This window comes from Pseudomonas sp. SDO52101_S400, assembly GCF_054071635.1.
This window is the reverse complement of the sequence record NZ_JBSVWF010000062.1, coordinates 1-25,293: the sequence shown is the minus strand read 5'-3', so window position 1 is coordinate 25,293 and position 25,293 is coordinate 1. Positions and strand designations below refer to the sequence as shown.

General features: G+C 55.3%; 22 protein-coding genes. 8 read left to right on the top strand and 14 right to left on the bottom strand.

From position 1 onward, the window contains the following. Nucleotides 1–9: 9 nt before the first annotated feature. The 14 genes from ACW9HX_RS24600 to rpmH all read right to left on the bottom strand — a co-directional run bounded on the left by ACW9HX_RS24600 (nt 10) and on the right by rpmH (nt 11,639). Complete coding sequence (locus ACW9HX_RS24600) at nt 10–546, bottom strand: F0F1 ATP synthase subunit delta (protein WP_007911956.1); 537 nt, start codon at nt 544–546, stop codon at nt 10–12. Between the two features lie 12 nt (nt 547–558). Next, the gene (locus tag ACW9HX_RS24595) at nt 559–1,029 is read right to left on the bottom strand and encodes a F0F1 ATP synthase subunit B (protein ID WP_007954149.1); all 471 of its coding nucleotides are present in this window, start codon (nt 1,027–1,029) and stop codon (nt 559–561) included. A 59-nt stretch (nt 1,030–1,088) separates the two neighbouring features. Then, on the bottom strand, nt 1,089–1,346 hold the full coding sequence (atpE, locus tag ACW9HX_RS24590) for a F0F1 ATP synthase subunit C (protein WP_003097235.1): 258 nt from the start codon (nt 1,344–1,346) through the stop codon (nt 1,089–1,091). 134 nt (nt 1,347–1,480) lie between these two features. Continuing rightward, complete coding sequence (atpB, locus tag ACW9HX_RS24585) at nt 1,481–2,350, bottom strand: F0F1 ATP synthase subunit A (protein WP_457382574.1); 870 nt, start codon at nt 2,348–2,350, stop codon at nt 1,481–1,483. A 16-nt stretch (nt 2,351–2,366) separates the two neighbouring features. Then, nucleotides 2,367–2,774 (bottom strand): F0F1 ATP synthase subunit I, encoded by a 408-nt coding sequence (locus tag ACW9HX_RS24580; protein ID WP_003229783.1) that lies wholly within the window; start codon nt 2,772–2,774, stop codon nt 2,367–2,369. Nucleotides 2,775–2,922: 148 nt separating this feature from the next. Next, on the bottom strand, nt 2,923–3,795 hold the full coding sequence (locus tag ACW9HX_RS24575) for a ParB/RepB/Spo0J family partition protein (protein ID WP_064600630.1): 873 nt from the start codon (nt 3,793–3,795) through the stop codon (nt 2,923–2,925). Between the two features lie 9 nt (nt 3,796–3,804). After that, nucleotides 3,805–4,602 (bottom strand): ParA family protein, encoded by a 798-nt coding sequence (locus ACW9HX_RS24570; protein ID WP_457382573.1) that lies wholly within the window; start codon nt 4,600–4,602, stop codon nt 3,805–3,807. 18 nt (nt 4,603–4,620) lie between these two features. Next, nucleotides 4,621–5,265 (bottom strand): 16S rRNA (guanine(527)-N(7))-methyltransferase RsmG, encoded by a 645-nt coding sequence (gene rsmG, locus ACW9HX_RS24565; protein WP_457382572.1) that lies wholly within the window; start codon nt 5,263–5,265, stop codon nt 4,621–4,623. Further along, nucleotides 5,262–7,160, bottom strand: a complete 1,899-nt coding sequence (gene mnmG, locus ACW9HX_RS24560; RefSeq protein ID WP_096822379.1) for a tRNA uridine-5-carboxymethylaminomethyl(34) synthesis enzyme MnmG — start codon at nt 7,158–7,160, stop codon at nt 5,262–5,264. Before mnmG ends, rsmG begins: the two co-directional genes overlap by 4 nt. A gap of 551 nt (nt 7,161–7,711) precedes the next feature. Further along, entirely contained in the window at nt 7,712–9,082 is a 1,371-nt protein-coding gene (gene mnmE, locus ACW9HX_RS24555; protein WP_457382571.1) for a tRNA uridine-5-carboxymethylaminomethyl(34) synthesis GTPase MnmE, read from the bottom strand. An 81-nt stretch (nt 9,083–9,163) separates the two neighbouring features. Beyond that, nucleotides 9,164–10,846 (bottom strand): membrane protein insertase YidC, encoded by a 1,683-nt coding sequence (gene yidC, locus ACW9HX_RS24550; protein ID WP_457382570.1) that lies wholly within the window; start codon nt 10,844–10,846, stop codon nt 9,164–9,166. A 2-nt stretch (nt 10,847–10,848) separates the two neighbouring features. Then, the gene (yidD, locus tag ACW9HX_RS24545) at nt 10,849–11,094 is read right to left on the bottom strand and encodes a membrane protein insertion efficiency factor YidD (protein ID WP_010465488.1); all 246 of its coding nucleotides are present in this window, start codon (nt 11,092–11,094) and stop codon (nt 10,849–10,851) included. After that, the gene (gene rnpA, locus ACW9HX_RS24540; RefSeq protein WP_011336726.1) at nt 11,087–11,488 is read right to left on the bottom strand and encodes a ribonuclease P protein component; all 402 of its coding nucleotides are present in this window, start codon (nt 11,486–11,488) and stop codon (nt 11,087–11,089) included. The genes yidD and rnpA overlap by 8 nt, the downstream gene beginning before the upstream one ends. A gap of 16 nt (nt 11,489–11,504) precedes the next feature. Further along, on the bottom strand, nt 11,505–11,639 hold the full coding sequence (rpmH, locus tag ACW9HX_RS24535) for a 50S ribosomal protein L34 (protein ID WP_003213577.1): 135 nt from the start codon (nt 11,637–11,639) through the stop codon (nt 11,505–11,507). Nucleotides 11,640–12,206: 567 nt separating this feature from the next. On the opposite strand from rpmH, the gene dnaA reads away from it, so the two are divergent. From dnaA to ACW9HX_RS24495, 8 genes are all read left to right on the top strand, one after another. Then, nucleotides 12,207–13,730: a chromosomal replication initiator protein DnaA gene (dnaA, locus tag ACW9HX_RS24530; RefSeq protein ID WP_457382569.1), complete on the top strand. Its 1,524-nt coding sequence runs from the start codon at nt 12,207–12,209 to the stop codon at nt 13,728–13,730. 39 nt (nt 13,731–13,769) lie between these two features. Then, a complete protein-coding gene (dnaN, locus tag ACW9HX_RS24525) occupies nt 13,770–14,873 on the top strand; it encodes a DNA polymerase III subunit beta (RefSeq protein ID WP_085733897.1) in 1,104 nt (367 codons plus the stop codon). Nucleotides 14,874–14,887: 14 nt separating this feature from the next. After that, nucleotides 14,888–15,991, top strand: coding sequence for a DNA replication/repair protein RecF (gene recF, locus ACW9HX_RS24520; protein ID WP_007911886.1), 1,104 nt, complete (start codon nt 14,888–14,890; stop codon nt 15,989–15,991). Between the two features lie 5 nt (nt 15,992–15,996). Beyond that, entirely contained in the window at nt 15,997–18,414 is a 2,418-nt protein-coding gene (gene gyrB / locus ACW9HX_RS24515; protein ID WP_011331734.1) for a DNA topoisomerase (ATP-hydrolyzing) subunit B, read from the top strand. A gap of 759 nt (nt 18,415–19,173) precedes the next feature. Further along, on the top strand, nt 19,174–19,812 hold the full coding sequence (locus ACW9HX_RS24510; protein ID WP_457382568.1) for a TnsA endonuclease N-terminal domain-containing protein: 639 nt from the start codon (nt 19,174–19,176) through the stop codon (nt 19,810–19,812). Beyond that, complete coding sequence (locus tag ACW9HX_RS24505; protein WP_457382567.1) at nt 19,757–21,748, top strand: integrase; 1,992 nt, start codon at nt 19,757–19,759, stop codon at nt 21,746–21,748. The genes ACW9HX_RS24510 and ACW9HX_RS24505 overlap by 56 nt, the downstream gene beginning before the upstream one ends. After that, complete coding sequence (locus ACW9HX_RS24500; RefSeq protein ID WP_457382566.1) at nt 21,745–22,683, top strand: TniB family NTP-binding protein; 939 nt, start codon at nt 21,745–21,747, stop codon at nt 22,681–22,683. The genes ACW9HX_RS24505 and ACW9HX_RS24500 overlap by 4 nt, the downstream gene beginning before the upstream one ends. 77 nt (nt 22,684–22,760) lie before the next feature. Next, nucleotides 22,761–24,596 carry a hypothetical protein gene (locus ACW9HX_RS24495; protein WP_457382565.1) on the top strand — a complete coding sequence of 612 codons (1,836 nt, stop codon included), beginning with the start codon at nt 22,761–22,763 and terminating at the stop codon, nt 24,594–24,596. The last annotated feature ends 697 nt before the right edge of the window (nt 24,597–25,293 follow it).

Below are 25,293 nucleotides of genomic sequence, written 5' to 3'. Positions count from 1 at the left end.
CCTTCAAACTCAAGATTTCAATGCTTCGGCAAGTTTCGCGATTTTGCCGCGAATCGAGCCATCGATAACCAGGTCGCCGGCGCGGATAACGACACCACCTATAAGGGCAGCATCCTCCGCAACTTGCAGGCGCACTTCCCGGTTGAGTCGTGCACTGAGAACCTTGGCGAGTTTGTCTTGCTGTTCTTGGTTCAATGCAAAAGCACTGGTCACTTCAACGTCTACCGATTTCTCTTGTTCGGCCTTGTACAGGTCGAAAAGAGCGGCGATCTCCGGCAGAAGCGGGAGACGGTCGTTTTCGGCAACGACATTGATGAAGTTCTGTGCCTTGGCATCAAACTTGTCGCCGCACACGTCAATGAACGTGGCGGCCTTTTCTGCGCTCGTCAGTCGCGGGGCCTTGAGCACGCGCTGCATGGTGTCGTCTTGCGACACCGCTGCAGCCAGGCCGAGCATGGCTGACCAATTGGCCAGTTGCTGGTGGGCCTGAGCGTGCTCGAAGGCCGCCTTAGCGTAAGGTCGGGCCAACGTGGTCAGTTCTGCCATGATCGCCCTCGCTTAGATTTCAGCAGCCAGTTGGTTAACCAGCTCTGCGTGCGCGTTTTGATCGATTGTGGCACCCAGGATCTTCTCGGCGCCGCCGACAGCCAGCAAGCCCACTTGGGCGCGCAGCTTGTCTTTGACACTGTTCAGTTCCTGTTCGATCTCGGCTTGAGCCTGAACCTTCACACGGTCAGCATCGACACGGGCCTTTTCAACGGCCTCTTCGACAATCTGGTTACCGCGTTTCTTGGCTTGCTCGATGATTTCAGCTGCCTGAGCTTTCGCTTCGCGCAGTTGCTGACCCGCTTTCTCTTGGGCCAACTCCAGGTCGCGAGCTGCACGGCTGGCAGCGTCCAGACCATCAGCGATCTTCTTTTGACGTTCGTGCAGAGCTGCGATGACCGGAGGCCATACGAACTTCATGCAGAACAGTACAAAAATCAGGAACGCAACGGACTGGCCAATCAGGGTCGCATTAATGTTCACGCCAACACCTCGCAGTTACGTTGTCCATCACATCAAATTACTCGGAAAAATCCGGGTAATTAGCCAGCGATCTGACCAACGAACGGGTTCGCAAAGGTGAAGAACAGAGCGATACCAACACCGATCATGGTTACGGCGTCGAGCAGACCGGCAACGATGAACATTTTAACTTGCAGCATTGGAACCATTTCTGGCTGACGCGCTGCGCCTTCCAGGAACTTGCCGCCCAGCAGGCCGAAACCAATTGCGGTACCCAGTGCGCCCAGGCCGATCAACAGTGCAACAGCGATAGCGGTTAGACCAACTACAGTTTCCATCTTTCCTCCCGACTTTTACGTCGTATGGTTTAGGTTTTTTAGATTAAAGCGGTAAAACAAATCGTTTCATGGTGCCCCGTTAGGAGCCCCTTCCCGTTTGACCGGGAAGGACATCAGACTAGTCGAGACTGGTCTTAATGGTTTTCTTCGTGCGCCATCGACAGGTAGACGATGGTCAGCATCATGAAGATGAACGCCTGCAGGGTGATGATCAGGATGTGGAACACAGCCCACGCCCACTGCAGGACAACGCCCAGGCCGCTGAGCCAGAGCAGGCCGCTGCCGAACATCACAGCGATCAGGATGAACACCAGCTCGCCGGCATACATGTTGCCGAACAGACGCAGAGCCAGAGAGATCGGTTTGGCGATCAGGGTCACGAATTCCAGCAGGAAGTTCACCGGGATCAGCAGGGCCTGAACGAAGATGTTCTTGCTGCCGAACGGGTGCAGGGTCAGCTCGCCGATGAAGCCGCCGAGGCCCTTGACCTTGATGCTATAGAAAATGATCAGTGCGAAAACCGAGAACGCCATGCCCAGAGTCGCGTTCGGGTCGGTAGTCGACACGGCGCGGAACGGGATGTGGTGGTCACCGGTGATCAGGATGGCCAGCTGAGGAATCCAGTCGACCGGTACCAGGTCGACGGCGTTCATCAGGAACACCCAGACGAAGATGGTCAGTGCCAGCGGTGCAATCACCGGGCTACGGCCATGGAAGCTGTCTTTCACGCTGCCATCGACGAATTCGACCAGGACTTCAACGAAGTTCTGCAGTGCACCCGGCTGACCGGAAGTCGCCTTCTTGGCCGCCATGCGGAAAAGAATGACGAAGATCAGACCCAGCGCGACCGACCAGCCGAGGGTATCGACGTGGAAAGCCCAGAAGCCCATTTCCTTGGCTTCTGCTGCGGTGTGGGCAAAGCCCCAGCCGCCGTTGGGTAGCTGACCGAAGGTCAGGTTCTGCAAGTGGTGCTGGATATAGCCCGAAGCGGTTGTTTCTGCCATGGTTGCCTCAAACGCCCTAAGGTCTCGAAAGTCTTGTTCTCATCAGCAGGGGAGCGAACCAGCTGACCGACTGAGTCAGCACGAAGGCGCCGAATACAGCGATCGGCGCCAGTGGCTTCACACCTGCAAACACCAGTGCAAAAAGCACTGCCGTCAAAATCAGTTTGCCTGCCTCGCCGGCATAGAAAGACCGGACGATGGACTGGGCTGCTCGGGCGCCGGAAAACCGAAATGCCTTGTGAGCGAAATAAACATTGGGCAGCAAGGCTATCAGGCCTCCGCAAAGTCCCGAGTATCCGGCAACGACTCCGTGCCATTGCCAGAGCGCCAAAGCGGCAATGAGCAAAATGACAAATTGAGCCATTAACACCGGAAAGACCGCCAGGCGATGGAACGGCAGGCGGTTTGGCTTGCGGGTTTCCATCACTATTGCTCTCCAATGGTCGGCTGCCGAAATTCAATAACTTGGCATAATTTGTGCCGACAAAATGCGCGCAGAGTATAGGGGCGGTTCTGCCCCTATTCAACTGTCAGGTAGTGATTTCCGACTGCGCGCTACAAGAGGAATTGTTTCAGCGGATGTGTGCAAGCACACCTTGAAGCTCATCGAGGGAGTTGTAACCGATAACCAACTGGCCCTTTCCCTTCTTCCCGTGGCGGATCTGCACCGCAGAGCCTAGGCGCTCGGCCAGACGCTGCTCGAGACGAGCGATATCCGGGTCGGGTTTGGAGGGTTCGACAGGCTCGGGTTTACCACTCAACCACTGACGAACCAGTGCTTCAGTCTGGCGCACGGTAAGGCCGCGTGCGACAACATGTCGCGCCCCTTCCACCTGCTGATTGTCCGGCAGACCGAGCAATGCACGGGCATGGCCCATTTCCAGGTCGCCGTGGGACAGCATGGTCTTGATGACTTCCGGCAGCGCAATCAGGCGTAACAGGTTGGCCACGGTGACGCGGGACTTACCCACAGCCTCGGCGACCTGTTGCTGGGTGAGCTGGAACTCCTGCTGCAAGCGCTGCAGGGCCACCGCTTCTTCGATCGGGTTCAGGTCTTCGCGCTGGATGTTCTCGATCAGCGCAATGGCGATCGCGGTTTCATCCGGCACATCGCGGACCATCGCCGGGATGGTTTCCTGCCCGGCCTGCTGGCTTGCGCGCCAGCGGCGCTCACCGGCGATGATTTCAAAGCGGCCGCCGCCGATCGGGCGAACCACGATCGGCTGCATCACGCCCTGTGCCTTGATCGACTGCGCCAACTCTTCCAGCGCCTGCGGATCCATGTCCCGGCGTGGCTGATACTTGCCACGCTGCAGCAGGTCCAGCGGCAGATGCTGCAACTCACGGCTGTCAGCCTGCGCCGCTTGTTCTTCCAGCGAGCTGACAGTCGGACCGCTCAGCAGTGCATCCAGTCCTCGTCCGAGACCTCGTTTCTTGACGGCCATGGGGATTCCTTAAGTTGGCTGAGCAGCGGCGATGCGTGATTTTTTGCGCTGACGGCGAACCATCTCGCCCGCCAGGGCCAGATAGGCCAGCGCGCCACGCGATTGCTTGTCGTACGCCAGCGCCGGCATGCCGTAGCTCGGGGCTTCGGCCAGGCGGATGTTGCGCGGGATCACCGTGTCGTACAACTGATCGCCAAAGTGTTCCTTGAGTTGGGCCGATACATCGTTCATCAGGCTCAGGCGCGGGTCGTACATGGTCCGCAGCAGGCCTTCGACTTTCAGGTTCGGGTTCAGCAGTTCGGCGATGCGCTTGATGTTATCCACAAGGTCGCTCAAACCTTCGAGCGCAAAGTACTCGCACTGCATGGGGATAATCACCCCGTCAGCGGCGACCAGTGCGTTCAGCGTAAGCATCGACAGCGACGGCGGGCAGTCGATCAGAATGTAATCGTAGTTTTCACGGATCGGCGCCAGCGCACTGCGCAGGCGGCTTTCCTTCATCTGCATTTCCAGCAGCACCACTTCGGCCGCCGTCAGATCGCGGTTGGCCGGCAGCAGTTGATAACCGCCGTGTTCGGAGTAGTGCATGGCCTGGGCCAGATCGCATTCGCCGATCAGCAGGTCGTAGACCGAGTTTTCCAGGCCATGTTTATCCACACCGCTACCCATGGTGGCGTTGCCCTGTGGATCGAGATCGATCAACAGCACCCGGCGCTTGGTCGCGACCAGGGATGCTGCGAGGTTGATGCAGGTGGTGGTCTTGCCCACACCACCCTTCTGGTTCGCTATCGCGAATACCTTAGCCATTCTTGCTTGTGTTCCCAATCATGCCGTGCGGCGCAGTATCAGCAGATGGCGTTGGCCTTGGCAACCGGGTACGGCCAGGGCGTGTTCGCTATCGAGTTTGAAGTCTGCCGGCAATGCTACCAGCTCATCGGCCGGATGGACGCCCTTCATTGCCAGCCAGCGCGTATCGGCATCGCCGAGGTGGCGAGTCCAGTTGGTGAAGTTCTCCATGCTGCTGAACGCCCGGGAAATGATCCCGTTGAACGGCTGTTCAGGCTGGAAGGCTTCGACGCGACTGTGGATAACTTGCAGGTTATCCAGTTTGAGTTCGAGTTTGACCTGGGTCAGGAAGCGGGTTTTCTTGCCGTTGCTGTCCAGGCAGGTCACTTGCGAGTCCGGATACAGGATCGCCAGAGGAATCCCCGGCATGCCGCCGCCACTTCCGACATCCAGCCAGCGGCCGTTTTCGATGAACGACATCACGCTGAGACTATCGAGCAGGTGACGGGAAACCATTTCGTCCGGATCGCGAACGGCGGTCAGATTGTAGGCCTGGTTCCATTTGATCAACAGGGCCAGATAACCCAGCAGCAATTCGTGCTGGGTTTCAGTGAGGTTGACACCGAGCTCGCGGGCTCCTGTGGATAACTCTTCGGCGTGTTGCGAAGTGACCTTAGAACTCAAGCGCTTTGCTCCAACTGACGGCCCGCGCCGCGTTTTTTCAAATGAATCATCAACAGCGAAATCGCTGCAGGGGTCACGCCCGGGATCCGCGAAGCCTGGCCAAGCGTCTCTGGACGCGTGGCGCCAAGCTTGCTCTGGATCTCCTTGGAGAGACCGGAAATGTTGGTGTAATCGATATCCACAGGCAGTTTCGTGTCTTCGCTTGCACGCAGACGGGCGATTTCGTCCTGTTGACGGTCGATGTAACCGGCGTACTTGGTCTTGATTTCGACCTGTTCGGCGACCTGTGGATCTTCGGCGCCCTGCCCGGTCACTTCGACCAGACCAGCGTAGTCGATTTCCGGACGGCTCAAGAGATTGAGCAAGTTGTATTCGTGAGTCAGTGGCGTGCCGAATTTCTCGGCAATCGCATCGCCCTGCTGCGTATTCGGGCGAACCCAAGTGCTTTTTAGGCGCTGTTCTTCGAGTTCAATGCTTTCGCGTTTCTTGCAGAACGCAGCCCAACGCGCGTCATCGACCAGACCCAGTTCGCGACCTTTTTCGGTCAGACGCAGGTCGGCGTTGTCCTCACGCAGGATCAGGCGGTATTCGGCACGCGAAGTGAACATGCGGTACGGCTCTTGGGTACCGAGAGTAATCAGGTCGTCGACCAATACCCCGATGTACGCCTCATCGCGACGCGGGCACCAGGCTTCTTTGCCTTTCGCACGCAGCGCGGCGTTCGCGCCAGCCAGCAAACCCTGGGCGCCGGCTTCTTCGTAACCGGTGGTGCCGTTGATCTGGCCAGCAAAGAACAGACCGCCGATAACTTTGGTTTCCAGGCTGTACTTCAGGTCGCGCGGATCGAAGTAGTCGTACTCGATCGCGTAACCCGGACGCACGATGTGCGCGTTTTCCATGCCGCGGATCGATTGCACGATCTGCAATTGCACGTCGAACGGCAGGCTTGTGGATATCCCGTTCGGATACAACTCATGGGTGGTCAGGCCTTCCGGCTCGATGAACACCTGATGGCTTTCCTTGTCGGCAAAGCGGTGGATCTTGTCTTCGATCGACGGGCAATAACGCGGGCCGATGCCTTCGATCTCGCCAGCAGCGGAATACATCGGCGAACGATCGAGGTTCGCCGCGATGATTTCGTGAGTGCGGGCGTTGGTATGGGTAATCCAGCAACTGACTTGGCGTGGATGCTGTTCCTTGTTGCCCATAAACGACATCACCGGGATCGGCGTATCGCCTGGTTGCTCGGTCATCACCGAGAAATCCACAGACTTGCCGTCGATACGCGGTGGCGTACCGGTTTTCAGGCGACCGACCCGCAGCGGCAGTTCACGCAGACGATGTGCCAGGGCGATCGACGGCGGATCACCGGCGCGACCGCCAGAGAAATTCTGCAAACCGATGTGGATAAGTCCGCCCAGGAACGTACCGGTGGTCAACACCACGGAATCGGCGAAGAAACGCAAACCCATTTGCGTAACGACACCGCGTACTTGTTCCTGCTCGACGATCAGGTCGTCAGCGGCCTGTTGAAATATCCACAGGTTCGGCTGGTTTTCCAGAATTTCGCGGACGGCGGCTTTGTACAAAATCCGGTCGGCTTGCGCACGGGTCGCCCGTACAGCGGGGCCTTTGCGGCTGTTCAACACGCGAAACTGGATGCCGCCCTTATCGGTAGCCATGGCCATCGCACCGCCGAGGGCGTCGATTTCCTTGACCAGATGGCTTTTGCCAATGCCACCGATGGCCGGGTTGCAACTCATGGCACCGAGGGTTTCCACGTTATGCGTCAGCAGAAGGGTTTTTGCACCCATGCGTGCTGAGGCCAGTGCTGCCTCGGTACCGGCATGACCGCCGCCGATGACGATCACTTCAAAACGGGAAGGGAAATCCACCACGCACCTCGTGCCTGCTTAAGTAGGTAATTCAGGAATAGTTTGAGATCAGGTTTCTGGACCTGGTCGACAAGTATAGGGACTTCGCCCTTCCTAAAGAACCCTTTGCACAAAATTTAACCAGCTGTGGAGAACTCGCGGTTAAAAGAATAAAAAAGAGAGAAATTTATAAAACCTTTGTTTTAAAGCTTATTCTTACTGCCCATGATTTCTGTGGATAGATTGCTACAGGCCTTTATTTACGTTGTGTACAGAGATTCAAAACCCTGTGGCCATGTAGCAATGAGGCCCTTGGATAACCGGTGTAAGCCTGTGGATGAATGAGGTGGTTATCCACAGAGGCAGTTATGTTCAGTTTTCAGGCCCTGTTATCAACTGCCCTCAGCGGCAGTTATTCACAGGGCTTAATCCACAGAAATCGGACGAATGAAGGAATCGCGGACACGGAAAATTCGCTCAGGAACAGAAAATCTGTCCGGCACTGGAGGAAGGGAAGTCAAAGAGGAGGGACAGACAGGTCGCGAACGGACCTGTCCGGGGATAACGAAGGGCTATTTACCGATGCAGAAGCTGGAAAAGATCCGTCCCAGCAGATCATCGGAGCTGAAAGCGCCGGTGATTTCCCCAAGGGATTGCTGGGCCTGACGCAGGTCTTCCGCCAACAGTTCGCCGGCACCCGCCAGTGTCAGCTGCGCTCGACCGTGTTCAAGGGCTGCGCTGGCATGACGCAAGGCTTCCAGGTGGCGACGACGTGCGCTGAAGCTGCTTTCCGAGGTCTGCTCGTAACCCATGCAGGCCTTCAGATGATCACGCAGCAGGTCCAGACCTTCACCGGCAGACTTGGCGCTCAGGCTGATGGTCACGTGGCCATCGTCACTGACTTCCAGGGCAATAGCTTCTCCGGTGAGGTCGGCCTTGTTGCGAATCAAGGTGACCTTCGCTGGATCGGGGCGGGTTTCAAGGAATTCTGGCCACAACGCGAACGGATCCGCAGCTTCCGGGGCCGTAGCATCGACCACCAACAGCACTCGATCGGCTTCGCCGATGGCCTTCAATGCCCGCTCGACACCGATCTTTTCCACATGGTCATCGGTATCACGCAGACCGGCAGTGTCCACAACATGCAGTGGCATGCCGTCGATGTGGATATGTTCGCGCAGGATATCCCGGGTGGTGCCGGCGATTTCCGTCACGATGGCGGCTTCTCGACCGGCCAATGCATTCAACAGACTGGATTTGCCAGCGTTCGGACGACCGGCAATCACCACGGTCATGCCGTCTCGCAGCAACGCGCCCTGTCCGGCTTCGCGCAAGACGGTGGATAACTCGTCACGAACCTTGTCGAGCATGCTCAGCACATGGCCATCGGCGAGGAAGTCGATTTCTTCTTCCGGGAAATCGATGGCCGCCTCGACATAAATCCTCAAGCCGATCAATTGTTCGGTGAGGTTATGCACACGTTGGGAAAACGCACCCTGCAAGGAGCGCAAGGCATTGCGTGCAGCCTGTGCAGAACTGGCTTCGATCAGGTCGGCAATGGCCTCGGCCTGGGCCAGGTCGAGTTTGTCATTGAGGAATGCTCTTTCGCTGAACTCACCGGGACGGGCCAGACGGCAGCCCAGTTCCAGGCAACGCTTGAGCAACATGTCGAGGACGATCGGGCCACCGTGGCCCTGCAGTTCCAGCACATCCTCGCCGGTGAACGAGTTCGGTCCGGGGAAATACAGCGCCAGACCTTCATCCAGCACTTGTTGATCGTCACTGAAGAACGGGCCGTAGTGGGCAAAACGCGGTTTCAGATCGCGGCCGCTGATAGCTTTGGCCGCAATGCTGGCCAGCGGCCCGGAAATTCGAACGATGCCCACGCCGCCACGGCCCTGAGCAGTAGCGACGGCTGCGATGGTTTCACGAGGTGCGCTCATAAACCGGTTTCCAGACAAAAGTGGCAGATAGCAAAACGCCCCACTAGGGGGCGTTTTGAGTGGTGTTATCCACAGAGTAAGTTACGCCTCGGCTTTTTTCGTCGCCGCTTCGATCTTACGCGTGATGTACCACTGTTGGGCAATCGACAGGCAGTTGTTCACAACCCAGTACAGCACCAGACCAGCCGGGAACCACAGGAAGAAGAAGGTGAAGATGATTGGCATCATTTTCATAACCTTGGCCTGCATCGGATCCGGCGGAGTCGGGTTCAGACGTTGCTGGATGAACATGGTCGCGCCCATGATGATCGGCAGGATGAAGAACGGATCCTTGATCGACAGGTCGGTAATCCACAGCATGAAAGGCGCCTGGCGCATTTCCACGCTTTCCAGCAGAACCCAGTACAGCGAAAGGAAAACCGGCATCTGCACCAGGATCGGCAAGCAGCCACCCAGCGGATTGATCTTCTCTTTCTTGTACAGCTCCATCATGGCTTGCGACATTTTCTGCCGGTCATCGCCATGTTGCTCTTTCAGTGCAGCCAGTTTGGGAGCCACGGCGCGCATGCGGGCCATCGACTTGTAGCTTGCGGCCGACAGTGGGAAGAAAATCCCTTTGATCAGCATGGTCAGGAAGATGATCGACCAGCCCCAGTTGCCGACGATGGCGTGGATATGTTGCAGCAGCCAGAAGATCGGCTGGGCAATGAACCACAGAATGCCGTAGTCGACGGTCAGTTCCAGACCTGGGGACAACTCTTTCAGCACAGCCTGGCTTTTCGGACCGGCATATAGAACAGCGCTGGTCTCGACTTTTGCACCCGGTGCAGCGGTCAACGAAGGACCGGTGTAACCGATGATGTAGTTGCCTTTGCTGTCTTTACGGGTCTGGACGACGTTGTTTTCGCCCTTCGGAGCAACCCATGCAGTCACGAAGTAGTGTTGCAGCCAGGCTACCCAACCACCGGTGACGGTTTCCTTGAGCTGACCTTTGTCCATGTCCTTCATGGACACTTTCTTGTACGGCTCGGAACTTGTCCACAGGGCAGCGCCCAGGTAAGTCGCAGTGCCAGTAGCTGTAGTCGACGAAGGATCAGCACTTGCGTCGCGTTTCAGCTGGGCAAACATCGAACCGGACCAAGGCTGAGCGCTCTGGTTGTCGATCAGATAAGTGACGGTTACGTCATACAGACCACGTTTCAGAGTGAAACGCTTGATGTAGTTGACGCCGTCCTTGCTGAACTTCAGGTCGACGACCAATTGGTCCTGACCGTCAACCAGTTGATAAGTCTTCTTCTCCGAGGAGTAGATCGGGCGACCGGCCGGGCTTGCGTCCGGGCCGTTGGTACCGATCAGACCGCTTTGCGCCAGATAAGTACGCTCGCCGCCGTTGTCGAACAGCTGGAACGGAACGTCCGGACGATCCTGACGACGTGGATACAGAGGCAAGGTCAGTTGAGCAACATCGCCACCCTGTGGATCGATCGACAGATCGAGCACGTCGGTTTTGATCTGGATCAGATCCTTGCTGGCGGCGACCGGCGTTTCGGCAGGTGCGCTGGTATCGCTTGCGGCGCGCGGAATATCGTCACTGGCGGCAGCGTTATTGCCAGTGGCGGTGTCCGGCAAACCGGATGTAGTCGTACTGGAAGCAACATTCTGAGTCGGCAGGGCAGCCTGACCATAGTCCTGGTTCCATTTAAGAACCATGACGTAGGACACGATTGCCAGGGCGACGATCAGGATCGTGCGTTTGATATCCATGATTACTCGGCCATCGAAGAAGAACGGGAGGTAGGGATAGGTGGAACCGGGTCATAACCACCGGGATTCCACGGATGACAGCGACCTAAACGACGAAAGGTCAGCCAGCCACCGCGCAGAAGGCCATGATTTTCGATGGCTTCATACGCGTAGCAAGAACAACTGGGGTAGAAACGACAGTGACTGGCCATCAAGGGACTAATGGCGTAGCGATAAAACTGGATCGGAACGAGTGCCAGTTTACGCATCTGGACTGTCTACCCCTACAGTTTCGGTTTTGACTGCTGGTACCGGCTTGTTGCGTGCCAGACGCTTCCAGAGTTTGCCGAAATGCTGAATCAATTCGGGGTTTTCTACGTCACCCAAACCTTTGCGCGCGACGATAACGATGTCCCAGCCGACCAGTGAATCCTGGTGCAGGCGAAACGATTCGCGCATCAGACGTTTGAGGCGATTGCGCTCGACGGAGAGCTTTACGCTCTTTTTCCCGATGACCAGCCCGAGACGGGGGTGATCGAGATCGTTGTTGCGCGCAAGGAGCAGGAGATTTTTCCCCGGAACCTTGCCGGTAGGGGAGTCAAAGACTGCCTTGAAATGCCGGGGAGTAAGCAGACGCTTTTCCCGACTGAAGTCCTGACTCACCTCCAGTGCCGGATTATCAAACTGCCAGACGTGCGCGGCCTTTGGCGCGACGACGCGACAGTACGGCACGACCGTTCTTGGTAGCCATGCGAGCACGGAAACCGTGGGTACGAGCGCGTTTGATAGTGCTTGGTTGGAAAGTACGTTTCATGTCGTGTTACCTGGTTCGTCCACAACGGGCCGGAATGGCCCCCGTTTTAAGAGACCGGGGATTCTAGAGAAAGCAAGCCAATAGGTCAATTTCCAACCAACGTTTCCTTATAAATAGATCGCCAGAGCCGTCAGCCCGTGAATTCCGTTCAGCCAGATATAAAAATAAAGAAGCGAAGTATTTAAAGCTTTTCTGTAAAGCTTATAAAAGCTAGGCCCTGACTCATCTGTGGATAACTGACTCGAGGCCTTGTTTTCAGCACTGTACAGAGAATGACAACTACGGTGGAAAACGGTGTTCAGCCTGTGCTGCGCTATCGGATAACCTGTGGGCGGAAACGGGGTTTATCCACAAGCTGGTTATCCACCGGGTTCGACCCCCAGTTGTCCAGTGTGCTCAGACGGGGTTATCCACAGAGCTTATTCACACGCCGTTGGTCGCTTTTTCTCGGGTTAAGGCATTGATAAATCATGCTCACCGGACAACCTGCATGTGGATAAGTGGACGCCTGGCCGCTACAATGGCCGCTTGTTTTTGCCTCACCGGCTTTCAAATTAGGGGATTTCCGTGTCAGTGGAACTTTGGCAGCAGTGCGTGGAGCTTTTGCGCGAAGAGCTGCCAGCCCAACAATTCAACACCTGGATCCGTCCATTACAGGTCGAAGCCGAAGGCGACGAGTTGCGTGTCTACGCACCGAACCGTTTTGTTCTGGACTGGGTCAACGAAAAGTACCTGGGCCGCGTCCTTGAACTGCTGGATGAGCATGGCAACGGCCTGGCGCCGTCGCTCTCCTTATTAATAGGCAGCAAGCGCAGTTCGGCGCCGCGTGCTGCGCCGAACGCGCCGCTGGCCGCCGCCGCTGCGTCCCTGGCTCAAGCCAATTCCGCGCCCGTCAGTGCTCCGGCACCCGCGCCAGCTCCAACCCCGGCCAAGCGTGCGACGCAAAAAACCGAGGAAGTCAGCGAGGAGCCGTCCCGCGACAGCTTCGACCCGATGGCGGGCGCTGCATCCCAGCAAGCTCCGGTGCGCGCCGAACAGCGCACGGTGCAGGTCGAAGGCGCGCTCAAGCACACCAGTTACCTGAACCGCACCTTCACCTTCGAGAACTTCGTCGAAGGTAAATCCAACCAGCTCGCCCGTGCGGCGGCCTGGCAAGTGGCGGATAACCCGAAGCACGGCTACAACCCGCTCTTCCTTTATGGCGGTGTGGGTCTGGGTAAAACGCACTTGATGCATGCGGTGGGTAACCACCTGTTAAAGAAGAACCCGAATGCCAAGGTCGTGTACCTGCATTCCGAGCGTTTCGTGGCCGATATGGTCAAGGCGTTGCAACTGAATGCGATCAACGAGTTCAAGCGTTTCTACCGTTCGGTGGACGCCCTGTTGATCGACGACATCCAGTTCTTTGCCCGCAAGGAACGTTCCCAGGAAGAGTTTTTCCACACCTTCAACGCCCTGCTTGAAGGTGGCCAGCAGGTCATTCTCACCAGTGACCGCTACCCGAAAGAAATTGAAGGCCTTGAAGAGCGCCTCAAATCCCGCTTCGGCTGGGGCCTGACCGTTGCCGTCGAGCCGCCGGAGCTGGAAACCCGCGTAGCCATCTTGATGAAGAAGGCCGACCAGGCCAAAGTCGAGTTGCCTCACGATGCGGCGTTCTTCATCGCCCAGCGTATTCGCTCCAACGTCCGTGAGCTGGAAGGCGCATTGAAACGCGTGATCGCCCACTCGCACTTCATGGGGCGCGACATCACCATCGAGTTGATTCGCGAATCCCTGAAAGACCTGTTGGCGTTGCAGGACAAACTGGTCTCTGTGGATAACATTCAGCGCACCGTCGCCGAGTACTACAAGATCAAGATCTCCGACTTGCTGTCCAAGCGTCGTTCGCGCTCGGTCGCTCGCCCGCGTCAGGTCGCCATGGCACTGTCCAAGGAACTGACCAACCACAGCTTGCCGGAAATCGGCGATGTGTTTGGCGGTCGTGACCACACAACGGTGTTGCACGCCTGCCGCAAGATCAATGAACTTAAGGAATCCGACGCGGACATCCGCGAGGACTACAAGAACCTGCTGCGTACACTGACCACTTGATGAACACCAGCGCAGCTTATTAAGGCAAGGGACTAGACCATGCATTTCACCATTCAACGCGAAGCCCTGTTGAAACCCCTGCAACTGGTCGCAGGCGTCGTCGAGCGCCGACAGACCTTGCCGGTATTGTCCAACGTGCTGCTGGTCGTCGATGGCCAGCAACTGTCGCTGACCGGTACCGACCTGGAAGTCGAGCTGGTCGGTCGCGTGCAACTCGAAGAACCGGCTGAAACAGGTTCCATCACTGTGCCTGCGCGCAAGCTGATGGATATCTGCAAAAGCCTGCCGAACGATGCGCTGATCGACATCAAGGTCGACGAGCAGAAGCTGGTGGTGAAAGCCGGCCGTAGCCGCTTCACCCTGTCGACCCTGCCGGCCAACGACTTCCCGACTGTGGAAGAAGGCCCGGGTTCGCTGACTACCAGCCTGGATCAAAGCAAGCTGCGTCGCCTGATCGAACGCACCAGTTTCGCCATGGCCCAACAGGATGTGCGCTACTACCTCAACGGCATGTTGCTGGAAGTGTCGACCGGCGTGATCCGCGCCGTGGCCACTGATGGTCACCGTCTGGCAATGTGCTCGATGCAGGCCGACATCGGTCAGCAGGATCGCCATCAAGTGATCGTGCCGCGCAAAGGTATTCTCGAACTGGCGCGCCTGCTCACCGAGCCGGACGGCAACGTCAGCATCGTCCTGGGTCAGCACCACATCCGCGCGACCACCGGCGAATTCACCTTCACCTCGAAACTGGTCGACGGCAAGTTCCCGGACTACGAGCGCGTTCTGCCGAAAGGTGGCGACAAGCTGGTGCTGGGCGATCGCCAGGCGCTGCGCGAAGCGTTCAGCCGTACCGCGATTCTGTCCAACGAGAAGTACCGCGGCATCCGTCTGCAACTGGCCAGCGGTCAGCTGAAGATCCAGGCGAACAACCCGGAGCAGGAAGAAGCGGAAGAAGAAGTAGGCGTGGAATACAACGGCGGCTCCCTGGAGATCGGCTTCAACGTCAGCTATCTGCTCGACGTGCTGGGCGTGATGACCACCGAGCAGGTTCGCCTGATCCTGTCCGACTCCAACAGCAGTGCGCTGGTGCAAGAGTCCGACAATGACGATTCGGCTTACGTTGTCATGCCGATGCGTCTGTAATCAGCTGACTCTAGATGTCGCTAAGTCGCGTCTCGGTCACCGCGGTGCGCAATCTGCACCCGGTGACCTTCTCCCCCTCCCCCCGAATCAACATTCTTTACGGCGCCAACGGCAGCGGCAAAACCAGTGTTCTGGAAGCCATTCATCTGCTGGGGCTTGCCCGTTCGTTTCGTAGCACGCGGCTGTTGCCGGTCATCCAGTATGAGCAACTTGCCTGTACCGTGTTCGGTCAGGTCGAGCTTGCCGAAGGTGGCCACAGTGCACTGGGGATATCCCGTGATCGCCAGGGCGAGTTCCAGATTCGCATCGATGGCCAGAACGCCCGCAGTGCCGCACAACTGGCGGAGATCCTGCCGCTGCAGTTGATCAACCCCGACAGCTTTCGTCTGTTGGAAGGTGCGCCGAAGATTCGTCGGCAGTTCCTCGACTGGGGCGTGTTCCACGTCGAACCACGGTTCATGGCCACCTGGCAGCGTTTGCAGAAGGCCTTGCGCCAGAGAAACTCCTGGCTGCGGCATGGTACACTTGACGCCGTTTCGCAAGCAGTTTGGGACAGGGAACTGTGCCAGGCCAGCGCTGAAATCGATGAATACCGCCGCGCTTACATCAAAGCCTTGAAACCAGTCTTTGAACAAACCTTGAGCGAACTGGTTGAGCTCGAAGGTTTGACGCTCAGCTATTACCGAGGCTGGGACAAAGACCGGGAATTGAGTGCCGTACTTGCCGGATCCCTGCAGCGGGACCAGCAAATGGGTCATACCCAGGCCGGACCGCAACGGGCTGACTTGCGTCTTAGATTGGGCGCACACAACGCCGCGGACATCTTGTCCCGGGGTCAGCAGAAGTTGGTGGTCTGTGCCTTGCGCATTGCCCAAGGGCATCTGGTGAGCCAGGCCCGACGCGGCCAGTGTATTTATCTGGTGGATGACTTGCCGTCCGAACTGGACGAAAGCCATCGTCGCGCGCTGTGCCGCTTGCTGGAAGACTTACGCTGCCAGGTCTTTATCACCTGTGTAGATCACGAATTATTGAGGGAAGGCTGGCAGACGGAAACGCCAGTCGCTCTGTTCCACGTGGAACAGGGCCGTATCACCCAGACCCACGACCATCGGGAGTGAAGGCATTGAGCGAAGAAAATACGTACGACTCATCGAGCATTAAAGTGCTGAAAGGCCTGGATGCCGTGCGCAAACGTCCCGGTATGTACATTGGTGACACCGACGATGGTAGCGGTCTGCACCACATGGTGTTCGAGGTGGTCGACAACTCGATCGACGAAGCCCTCGCCGGCCATTGCGACGACATCAGCATCATCATCCACCCGGATGAGTCCATCACCGTTAAAGACAACGGCCGTGGCATCCCGGTAGACGTGCACAAAGAGGAAGGCGTTTCCGCCGCCGAGGTCATCATGACCGTCCTCCACGCCGGCGGTAAGTTCGACGACAACTCCTACAAAGTATCCGGCGGTCTGCACGGTGTAGGTGTTTCGGTAGTGAACGCACTGTCCGAAGAACTGGTCCTGACCGTTCGCCGCAGCGGCAAGATCTGGGAACAGACCTACGTCCACGGCGTACCTCAGGCACCGATGGCGATCGTTGGCGACAGCGAAACCACCGGCACCCAGATCCACTTCAAGGCTTCCAGCGAAACCTTCAAGAACATTCACTTCAGCTGGGACATCCTGGCCAAGCGTATTCGTGAACTGTCTTTCCTCAACTCCGGTGTCGGCATCGTCCTCAAGGATGAGCGCAGCGGCAAGGAAGAGCTGTTCAAGTACGAAGGCGGCCTGCGTGCGTTCGTTGAATACCTGAACACCAACAAGACTGCGGTCAACCAGGTGTTCCACTTCAACATCCAGCGTGAAGACGGCATCGGCGTGGAAATCGCCCTGCAGTGGAACGACAGTTTCAACGAGAACCTGTTGTGCTTCACCAACAACATTCCACAGCGCGACGGCGGCACCCACCTGGTGGGCTTCCGTTCCGCACTGACGCGTAACCTGAACAACTACATCGAGCAGGAAGGTCTGGCGAAGAAGCACAAAGTCGCCACCACCGGTGACGATGCCCGTGAAGGCCTGACCGCGATCATCTCGGTGAAGGTGCCGGATCCGAAGTTCAGCTCCCAGACCAAAGACAAGCTGGTGTCTTCCGAAGTGAAGACCGCGGTCGAACAGGAAATGGGCAAGTACTTCTCCGACTTCCTGCTGGAAAACCCGAACGAAGCCAAACTGGTTGTCGGCAAGATGATCGACGCCGCCCGTGCCCGTGAAGCGGCGCGCAAGGCTCGTGAGATGACCCGCCGCAAAGGCGCGCTGGACATCGCCGGCCTGCCGGGCAAGCTCGCTGACTGCCAGGAAAAAGATCCTGCGCTGTCCGAACTGTACCTCGTGGAAGGTGACTCCGCGGGCGGCTCTGCCAAGCAGGGACGTAACCGCAAGACCCAGGCCATCCTGCCGCTGAAGGGCAAGATCCTCAACGTCGAGAAAGCACGTTTCGACAAGATGATCTCGTCCCAGGAAGTGGGCACCCTGATCACCGCACTGGGCTGCGGTATCGGTCGCGAAGAGTACAACATCGACAAGCTGCGCTATCACAACATCATCATCATGACCGATGCTGACGTCGACGGTTCGCACATCCGTACCCTGCTGCTGACCTTCTTCTTCCGTCAGTTGCCTGAGCTGATCGAGCGCGGCTACATCTACATCGCCCAGCCGCCGCTGTACAAGGTCAAGAAAGGCAAGCAAGAGCAATACATCAAAGACGACGACGCCATGGAAGAGTACATGACGCAGTCGGCCCTGGAAGATGCGAGCCTGCACCTGAACGAAGACGCGCCGGGTATTTCCGGCGAAGCGCTGGAACGTCTGGTGAACGACTTCCGTATGGTGATGAAGACCCTCAAGCGTCTTTCGCGCCTGTACCCGCAGGAGCTGACCGAGCACTTCATCTACCTGCCGGCCGTGAGCCTGGAAATGCTCGGCGACCATGCCAAGATGCAAGACTGGCTGGCCCAGTACGAAGTCCGTCTGCGCACCGTCGAGAAGTCCGGCCTGGTCTACAAGGCCAGCCTGCGTGAAGACCGCGAACGTGGCGTGTGGCTGCCAGAGGTCGAACTGATCTCCCACGGCCTGTCGAACTACGTCACCTTCAACCGCGACTTCTTCGGCAGCAACGACTACAAGACTGTCGTCACCCTCGGCGCTCAACTGAGTACCCTGCTCGACGAAGGCGCGTACATCCAGCGTGGCGAGCGCAAGAAAGCGGTCACCGAGTTCAAGGAAGCCCTCGACTGGCTGATGGCCGAAAGCACCAAGCGCCACACCATTCAGCGATACAAAGGTCTGGGCGAAATGAACCCGGATCAGCTGTGGGAAACCACCATGGACCCAAGCGTGCGCCGCATGCTGAAAGTCACCATCGAAGACGCCATTGGCGCAGACCAGATCTTCAACACCCTGATGGGTGATGCGGTCGAACCTCGCCGTGACTTCATCGAGAGCAACGCTCTGGCGGTTTCCAACCTGGATTTCTGATCCCGTGTAGGTTCACACAATAGTTGATCATTTTCACAAATAGATGATCGAAGGACCAAAATGTAAAAAGGCCAATTCATTGAATTGGCCTTTTTTATTTCCTCGAAAATTCGATCTCTATCCTCCTCTCCCAGTCACTGGCGACGAAACCTATGGGGGCGGAAGCGGACGACCGCCTAGATATAGGCGTGTTTGGAGCTGATTGGCTGTGGCGAGATGAGCGCGTCTGAGCGAGTGATACCGCGAGTATTGAAATGGACGCACAACGCGTAGCAATAACGCATCAGTTCGTCAAGGGGATATTGAAAATTTTCGTGGAGAAAGACGAATGGTAGGAGTAAAATCTGGCACGCTCTTACGCCGTAAGAGCGTCCCAAGAAAATCAGCCGGTTACGTTAACTTGTTGAAGCAAGTTCCTAACGGCCACCGGTAACAGCAACTGCTTTTAGGACCTATCTGGACAATAGGATTTAAGGCATTGCTGCTTTCTCCGACGATCTCAAGGAGGCATCGAGAAATGTAGATACTGCAGAATTAGAGGCTCTGACAGCGCCTACAACCAGGTACATCTTGCGTACACGAACCCGCGCAATTTCTGCCTTTTTTTGGCGCTTGTCAATCCTCTCCCAAAAAATCGACTTCAGCGAGGGCCCTCGACGGGGAAGTGTTGCCTGTCGAAAGCCCCTCCGGAGCCCGCTCTGCGTCTGTGTTATCGGATGCAGCGCAGGTGCTCGTCTCAAAGATTTGTGGAGGTGTTCAATGTCAGTGCGCAAGGTCATTACCAGGAGTTCGAATCATATAAGGATCTCTTTTCCTTCCGTGAAGAATGGAGGCCCTGTTCAGTGTGAATCACAACTGGAAAGCGGTTTTGTCAGGCTTCTGGAGATTTCTCCCCTCGTGCGCAGTTATTTCGTGCAGCCAAGCCTCGAGTTGGTTTCTATCAGTGGCTCAACCAAAAAATACTATCCCGACGTACGTGTGTACCTTATGGATGGGCGGGAGTGGTGGTTCGAGGTCAAGCATCATAAGAGCTTGTTGATATCCAGCGTCAAGCTAAAACTGGAAGCAGTTAAGCAGCACTTTTTTGCTAGCGACCGCAATTTTTCAATCATTACCGACCTGCTTATTCACAGTCAGCCTTTGTCGAATAACTTACAAACACTGATGTATCACCGCCGTGGGCCTATGCTCACGGCTTTGCGTATGAAAGAAATCCACCAGCGGCTTAAAATGCAGACGCCTGAAACTTTTAGTGAGCTTATTGCTATTTTTGGTAAGGCGGATGCTTGGCTTTTTTTGGGATTAGGAGTTGTAGGTGTAGATCTCGAAGAGCCTATCTCCGATGTCTCGAAAATCTTCATTAACGGTGGGCGCCGCCATGCAGATATTTTCGCTTAGGGCAAAATTAGTTGTCTTAGTACGCGGCGTTAAAATGAAGCTCGAACGAAGATTGGTAGATCGTCGATTGCTATTTTTCGATGAATTGGGGGAGCCTACTAAATTAACTGAGGCTGAGTTTTATAGTGGGTACGAAAAGCGGGAAATTGAAGTTTGCACAGACCAACCGTTCATTGGAGAAATCCCGCACGTTCGAAACGCAGCCCCTGATTTATCATGCTTTCCGGCCCGTCATAGCCAAGAGGCATTGCGTCGTAGGGCTTATCTTGAGGGCGTGAGAGAAGAGGGAAAATCGAAACTTCCGAGTGATGAAATCATGCTTGATAAATTGAAAGAAATAGCAAAAAAAATCGGGGACTCATGTGCTCCGTCGATATGTACTATTAGAAGGTGGGCTTCGAAATATATCGGAAAAGACGTATTGAGTTTGCTTCCAAAGCACTCTAATAAAGGACGTACCGCATCGATCTCTGGCGAGCTGAAAGATATACTTGATGAGGTCATCGATGAGTTGTACCTGAATGAGACGGCTGTCAGTGTCTCGAAAGTTATTGGTGAGTTAGATCTGAGGATCAAGGAGTCAAATCTTGGTCGATTGCCTTCCAGCCAACTGGCGATGCCAAGTGGAATGACTGTCCGAAGGTATATTGCCAACCTTGATCCCTACTTGGTTGACGAGGCTCAGCTAGGTAAGCATGCAGCGAAAAAAAAACATCGAGAGGCTACCGGAGTTCTCCGGGCCAATCATATTCTTGAGCGTTGGGAAATTGACCATACCCTTCTTGACGTGTTGCTTGTAGACGAAGAAACCGGTTTGGTAATTGGGCGTCCTTACATGACAGTTGTAATAGATAAGTTTTCTCGTATGGTCATGGGGTACCTACTTCATCTCGCACCACCAAATACTGAAACCGTTCTTCGGGTAATTGAGCGTGCAATTCGCCCCAAAGCAGATCTTTTATCGCGTTTCCCAAATGTGAAGCACGAGTGGCGGGCTCATGGCATGCCCACTCGAATCACACCGGATAATGCTGCAGAGTTTCACGCGGGGGACATAGTCATTGGCTTTAACGATTTGGGGATCGAGATACTGTATCCCGCTTCCAGAGCCCCTGAGGAAAAAGGAACAGCTGAAAGGTTTTTCAGCACCCATAATTTGGGACTGATTCACAACCTCCCAGGCACGACATTCTCCAACGTTCCGCAACGTGGAGATTACGATTCAGAAAAACACGCCTGTTTCACTCTTGTGCAGTTGGAGGCCGCCGTCGTGAAATGGATTGTGGATGGTTACCACCAGACTCCACATCGTGGACTTAACAAACAGACACCCGCTCAGGTCTGGCTTAAAGATGAGCAGCAGCATTTGATCCGATTGCCGGTAGACCTAGATGCACTGGAGTGCATTCTCGCTCGACGCTGCGCCGTTAAGGTCCATCACTATGGGATCGAGGTAGAAACCATCGGCTATCACTCCAGTGAACTCGCTCAGTTGCGAATGCGCTTGCAGCCGGGTGAAAAAGTCAGTGTGCGCTATAGAGACGAAGCTGGACATGTCTGGGTGCATGATCGTTTCAGAAACGTCTTCCTGCAGGTGCCAGTCAAGGACAAGCGAATGATCGGTAAAAGCCGAGAGCTATGGAAAGCTGCGCAAAAAGCGTTGAGGGAGGCTGGCGGGGAAGCGCCTAGTTTTGACGAACTGCACCGGACTTATCGTGAAATTCGGGAAGAAATTGATAAAGCTAAAACTTCTCAGAAGTTGCGCCGCCGACGTGAAGCCGCGCGTGCAAAACTGGACAGGGAAGGACGCAAGGTTGACGCGAACAGCTCTTCAGTAGTGGTTGCCGAGGTGGATTGGGTCGACAGCCAAGCCTTGCCAACTGTAGCGCCCCTCAAGGTTTCTTACCGTCCACCCTCTGCAGGAGGCAGACCATGAGTACCGCGGAAGAAGGCACCCTACCCTTTTCTTTGCGCCATTTCTTTATTGATACCCCGCAGGCTATGCGAGCTTTGACGCGCCTGGCCGAGGTACATGGTGATACTAAACGCACGGGGTCGAGTAAGGGGTTGGTCATTCAAGGTCCGAGTGGCGTGGGTAAGAGCACGATGATCAGGGAGTATGTTCAACAACTGAAAGCTGCAGATGTATCCACACAGAAACGAATTGTACTTGTTGTTGAAATCCCCTCATCGCCAACCAAAAAAAATTTGGCCACTGCGATGCTTAGAGCGTTGAACGACCCCTACGCAGATTCCCGTGGTCATTCTGCAGAGGTCAAATTCGAGCGAATCATCCTACTCATGAACGGACTTGGTGTTGAGGTGGTGGTACTCGACGAAGCCCAGCACCTGGTGGATTACCGCCGCAATGATGCGCATGAGGCTGCGGACTGGATCAAAAGCATGATGAACGAGACCAGCATCACATTTGTACTGGTGGGGTTGAAGCGCACGGAGGGGCTCTTGTGGGCGAACGAGCAACTGCGTCGTAGGTTCTCCGCAATAGTTGACTACAACCGATTCTACTATGGCGATAGAGCTTCGACACATTTTGCATCGTTGCTTGAATCGATCGCGGGATTGTTACCGGTTAGGACAATCAGCTTCTCGCAATCTCAGCTCATACAGCGTTTCCATCTTGCTTCGTATGGGTTGATCGACTACCTGATCAAGATCTTGGATAGGGCGGTATGGCTCGTTGAGCATCGAAACCTTGAGGGTATCAATCTCGAGGTGCTCTCTGAAGCTTTCAGGGATGAGGTCTGGAGCCAAGCCACTACCGAGCGCAATCCGTTTAGTGAGAGCTTCAATTTCAAGCCACTGATTGGTAATCGTGAGCCTTTTGAAAACTTCGACTTAATCGCGTCCTGATGGAGAGGGCCGGGGCCACAACTCCGGTCCTATAACTTCAACTCCACACTCGATAGTTAATTGCTAACGGTACAGAAATGTTCGGTCTTTTAATCAACATTCATCCTCATCGAGATGAGAGCTTATTAGGTTATTTGCAGCGATTGGCAGGAGCCAATGGTTTAGTGGGGAACGAACTGATCAAGGCTTTTCAGGAAGCCAGTGATGATGACGTAGCCATCTGGTTTGGCACTATGACGCTGCCGGCGAGCTGGCCGGCTGTATCTTTCTTGCTTAGACGACCGACGACGCAGGCGCTTAAGACTTGGTCGTTACAGTGCAAGCGTTTTTGCTCATATTGTTTGGCTGAACACTCTTATTGGAGAGAGTCATGGGATCTGACCCTGGTCACGAGCTGTTCCAGTCACGGAGTCCACCTGGAGGATAGATGCCCGGGGTGTTCCACAAAAATAAACCGCGACGCTATGCTGGCAAACAGCTGTAAAACCTGTGGCTATTTCCTCTCCTCAGGAATGACTTCAGCTACCGCTGGGGAGGCAGCTTGCACTTGGATGACAGATGCTATGGAGACAAGGCTTAGGCAGGAGCATAACTCCGTACTCAGTGATATGGGTGCACTGAGCTATGAGGAACTCCATGCCTTATCGGTGCGGCTCTCTGCAAGGATCGTTCGAACAGAAAGCTCGAAGCCATTGAAGTTGGCCGATTCGGGATCGCTCGAAGTATCGCGTGAATTGGCTCAAGCGGCCGGTGAAATACTCATGAACTGGCCTCGTGCATTCACTGACTTACTGAGCGATCTCAGATCGACCAGACCCACAGGAGCGGACTGGAAACTAGCCTCTGCATTTGGACCGATTTACAGGGACATCCATCATGATCTCAAAGCGCCTTGCTATGCGTTCGTTCGTGCGGAGTTCGAGTCTTATATTCAGCGGGAATGGGAAGCGCCACTAGCGAAGAGAAACCGTTATCTGAGCGAAAGGACGATTACCGAACATCGTTGGGTCTTTATCGATGAGGCGGCTCGTGTAACTGGCTTGCTTAAATCCTTTGTACAGAGATTGCATGACCACGGCGAAGTTGACTCTAGGGAAATAGTGCATCCCTGCGGCCGTAGATCCAAAGTGGTTGATATCGAGCAGGTCCGTGAGCTCGCGCTACTTATGGAGAAAGCAGTGAACCTGAGGAAAGCAGCCAAGCTGTTGCACATTAATGTTGAACGTGTGCGGCAACTGATCTTAGGGGGCATTCTGAAATTTTATGGTGGCAAGCCCAAGACCGGCGAAAAATGGCTAATAGATGTTGACTCGCTCAATCACTTGGGGCCAGAGCCTGCGCAGGCTCTTCCCGGTAATTTTTTTGTAACGGTCAATTATCTGGCTAAGCACCACCTGCCTGCGGGGGGAGGTTTTGTTGAGATGGTCGAGGCGATCAAATCTGGAGAACTCAGAGCTTTTAGGGATGTGGACGAAAGCAAAGCGGCGATAGGATATTGGCTTTTGAGACCTCAAGATTTAACTGATTGGATGCAGTGTGCACTCCAGAAACCATCAGACTCTCCAGGGATCACAGTCGGTAAAGCGGCGGCGCTTTTAGGTGTTAAAGAGGAGTCTGCCTATGCGATGGTTCGGCTAGGAATTTTAGGAAGTACATCGGTTCGCAGGGGGCGGAGCACAGTTCTCATGATTAAGCCTGCCGCTATTGAAAGGTTTAGGCGTAAGTACATCTTGGGCCCTGAGTTGGCGGTTTTTTTGGGGATGTCGCCTAAGCACACGACGCATTACCTCTGGATAAATGGATTTCGTCCTGTTGCGGGGCCGTCGATCGTGAAGTCGCCATGTCGCCAATACGTCTGGCCCCGAAGCAAGAAATTGGTGGAGTACTTGGCTTGGAGGGCCGCAAACCACTGACAGTGCGCCATCGCTCTCCCTATTGTTAACCACTTTTTCACTGTGCTAACCAACATGGGTAACACGTGAAAAATTTGGGTTACTGGTCTGCTGCCCCTACGATCGTGCTAGCTGTAGATGGTGAGGCTAGTCCTCGAAGTAGAGAGCACAGGCTAAACACACACCGGTAATTACAGCCAGGTATGCTGCCCAAACGTTAAATTGGATAGAAAGTTCAGTTAGTTTTCGGGCAGCCTCAGCCGATGCATCAAGTGCGTCCATCTGTTGCTTGGCAGAAATATGCCAAAACATCCCAGAAACCAAACTGAGCATTGCGGCAATAGCTGAAAGTCCGCGTTTGATCGTAATGCGAATAGTTTCTCGAACCACTGAATAGGGCTCCTCGGTAGAAATAGACTTTCGGTGCTATGGGATGGCCCCGAGTTTCTAGACACTCTCCAAGCTGTCTCTGTAGTGTTTTTCAAACTCTCTTGGTCAGAATTTAAGAGTATTGATAAAAATTTTAAAGGAAGCATTTCTTCCGCCGGTGAATTGACCTGTCGGTGATATGTTCTTGGTCGACTCTGATTCCTTGCGAACCAAAAAAGTAGCACTTTGCCACTGTGCGCAAGAAGTTGCGCAGTACTTCATAATAAAAGCCCCATAAAACCTCCAGAGACCTTACAGGGCGTGGCCTGTAGCCAAGTGCGCAACTTCT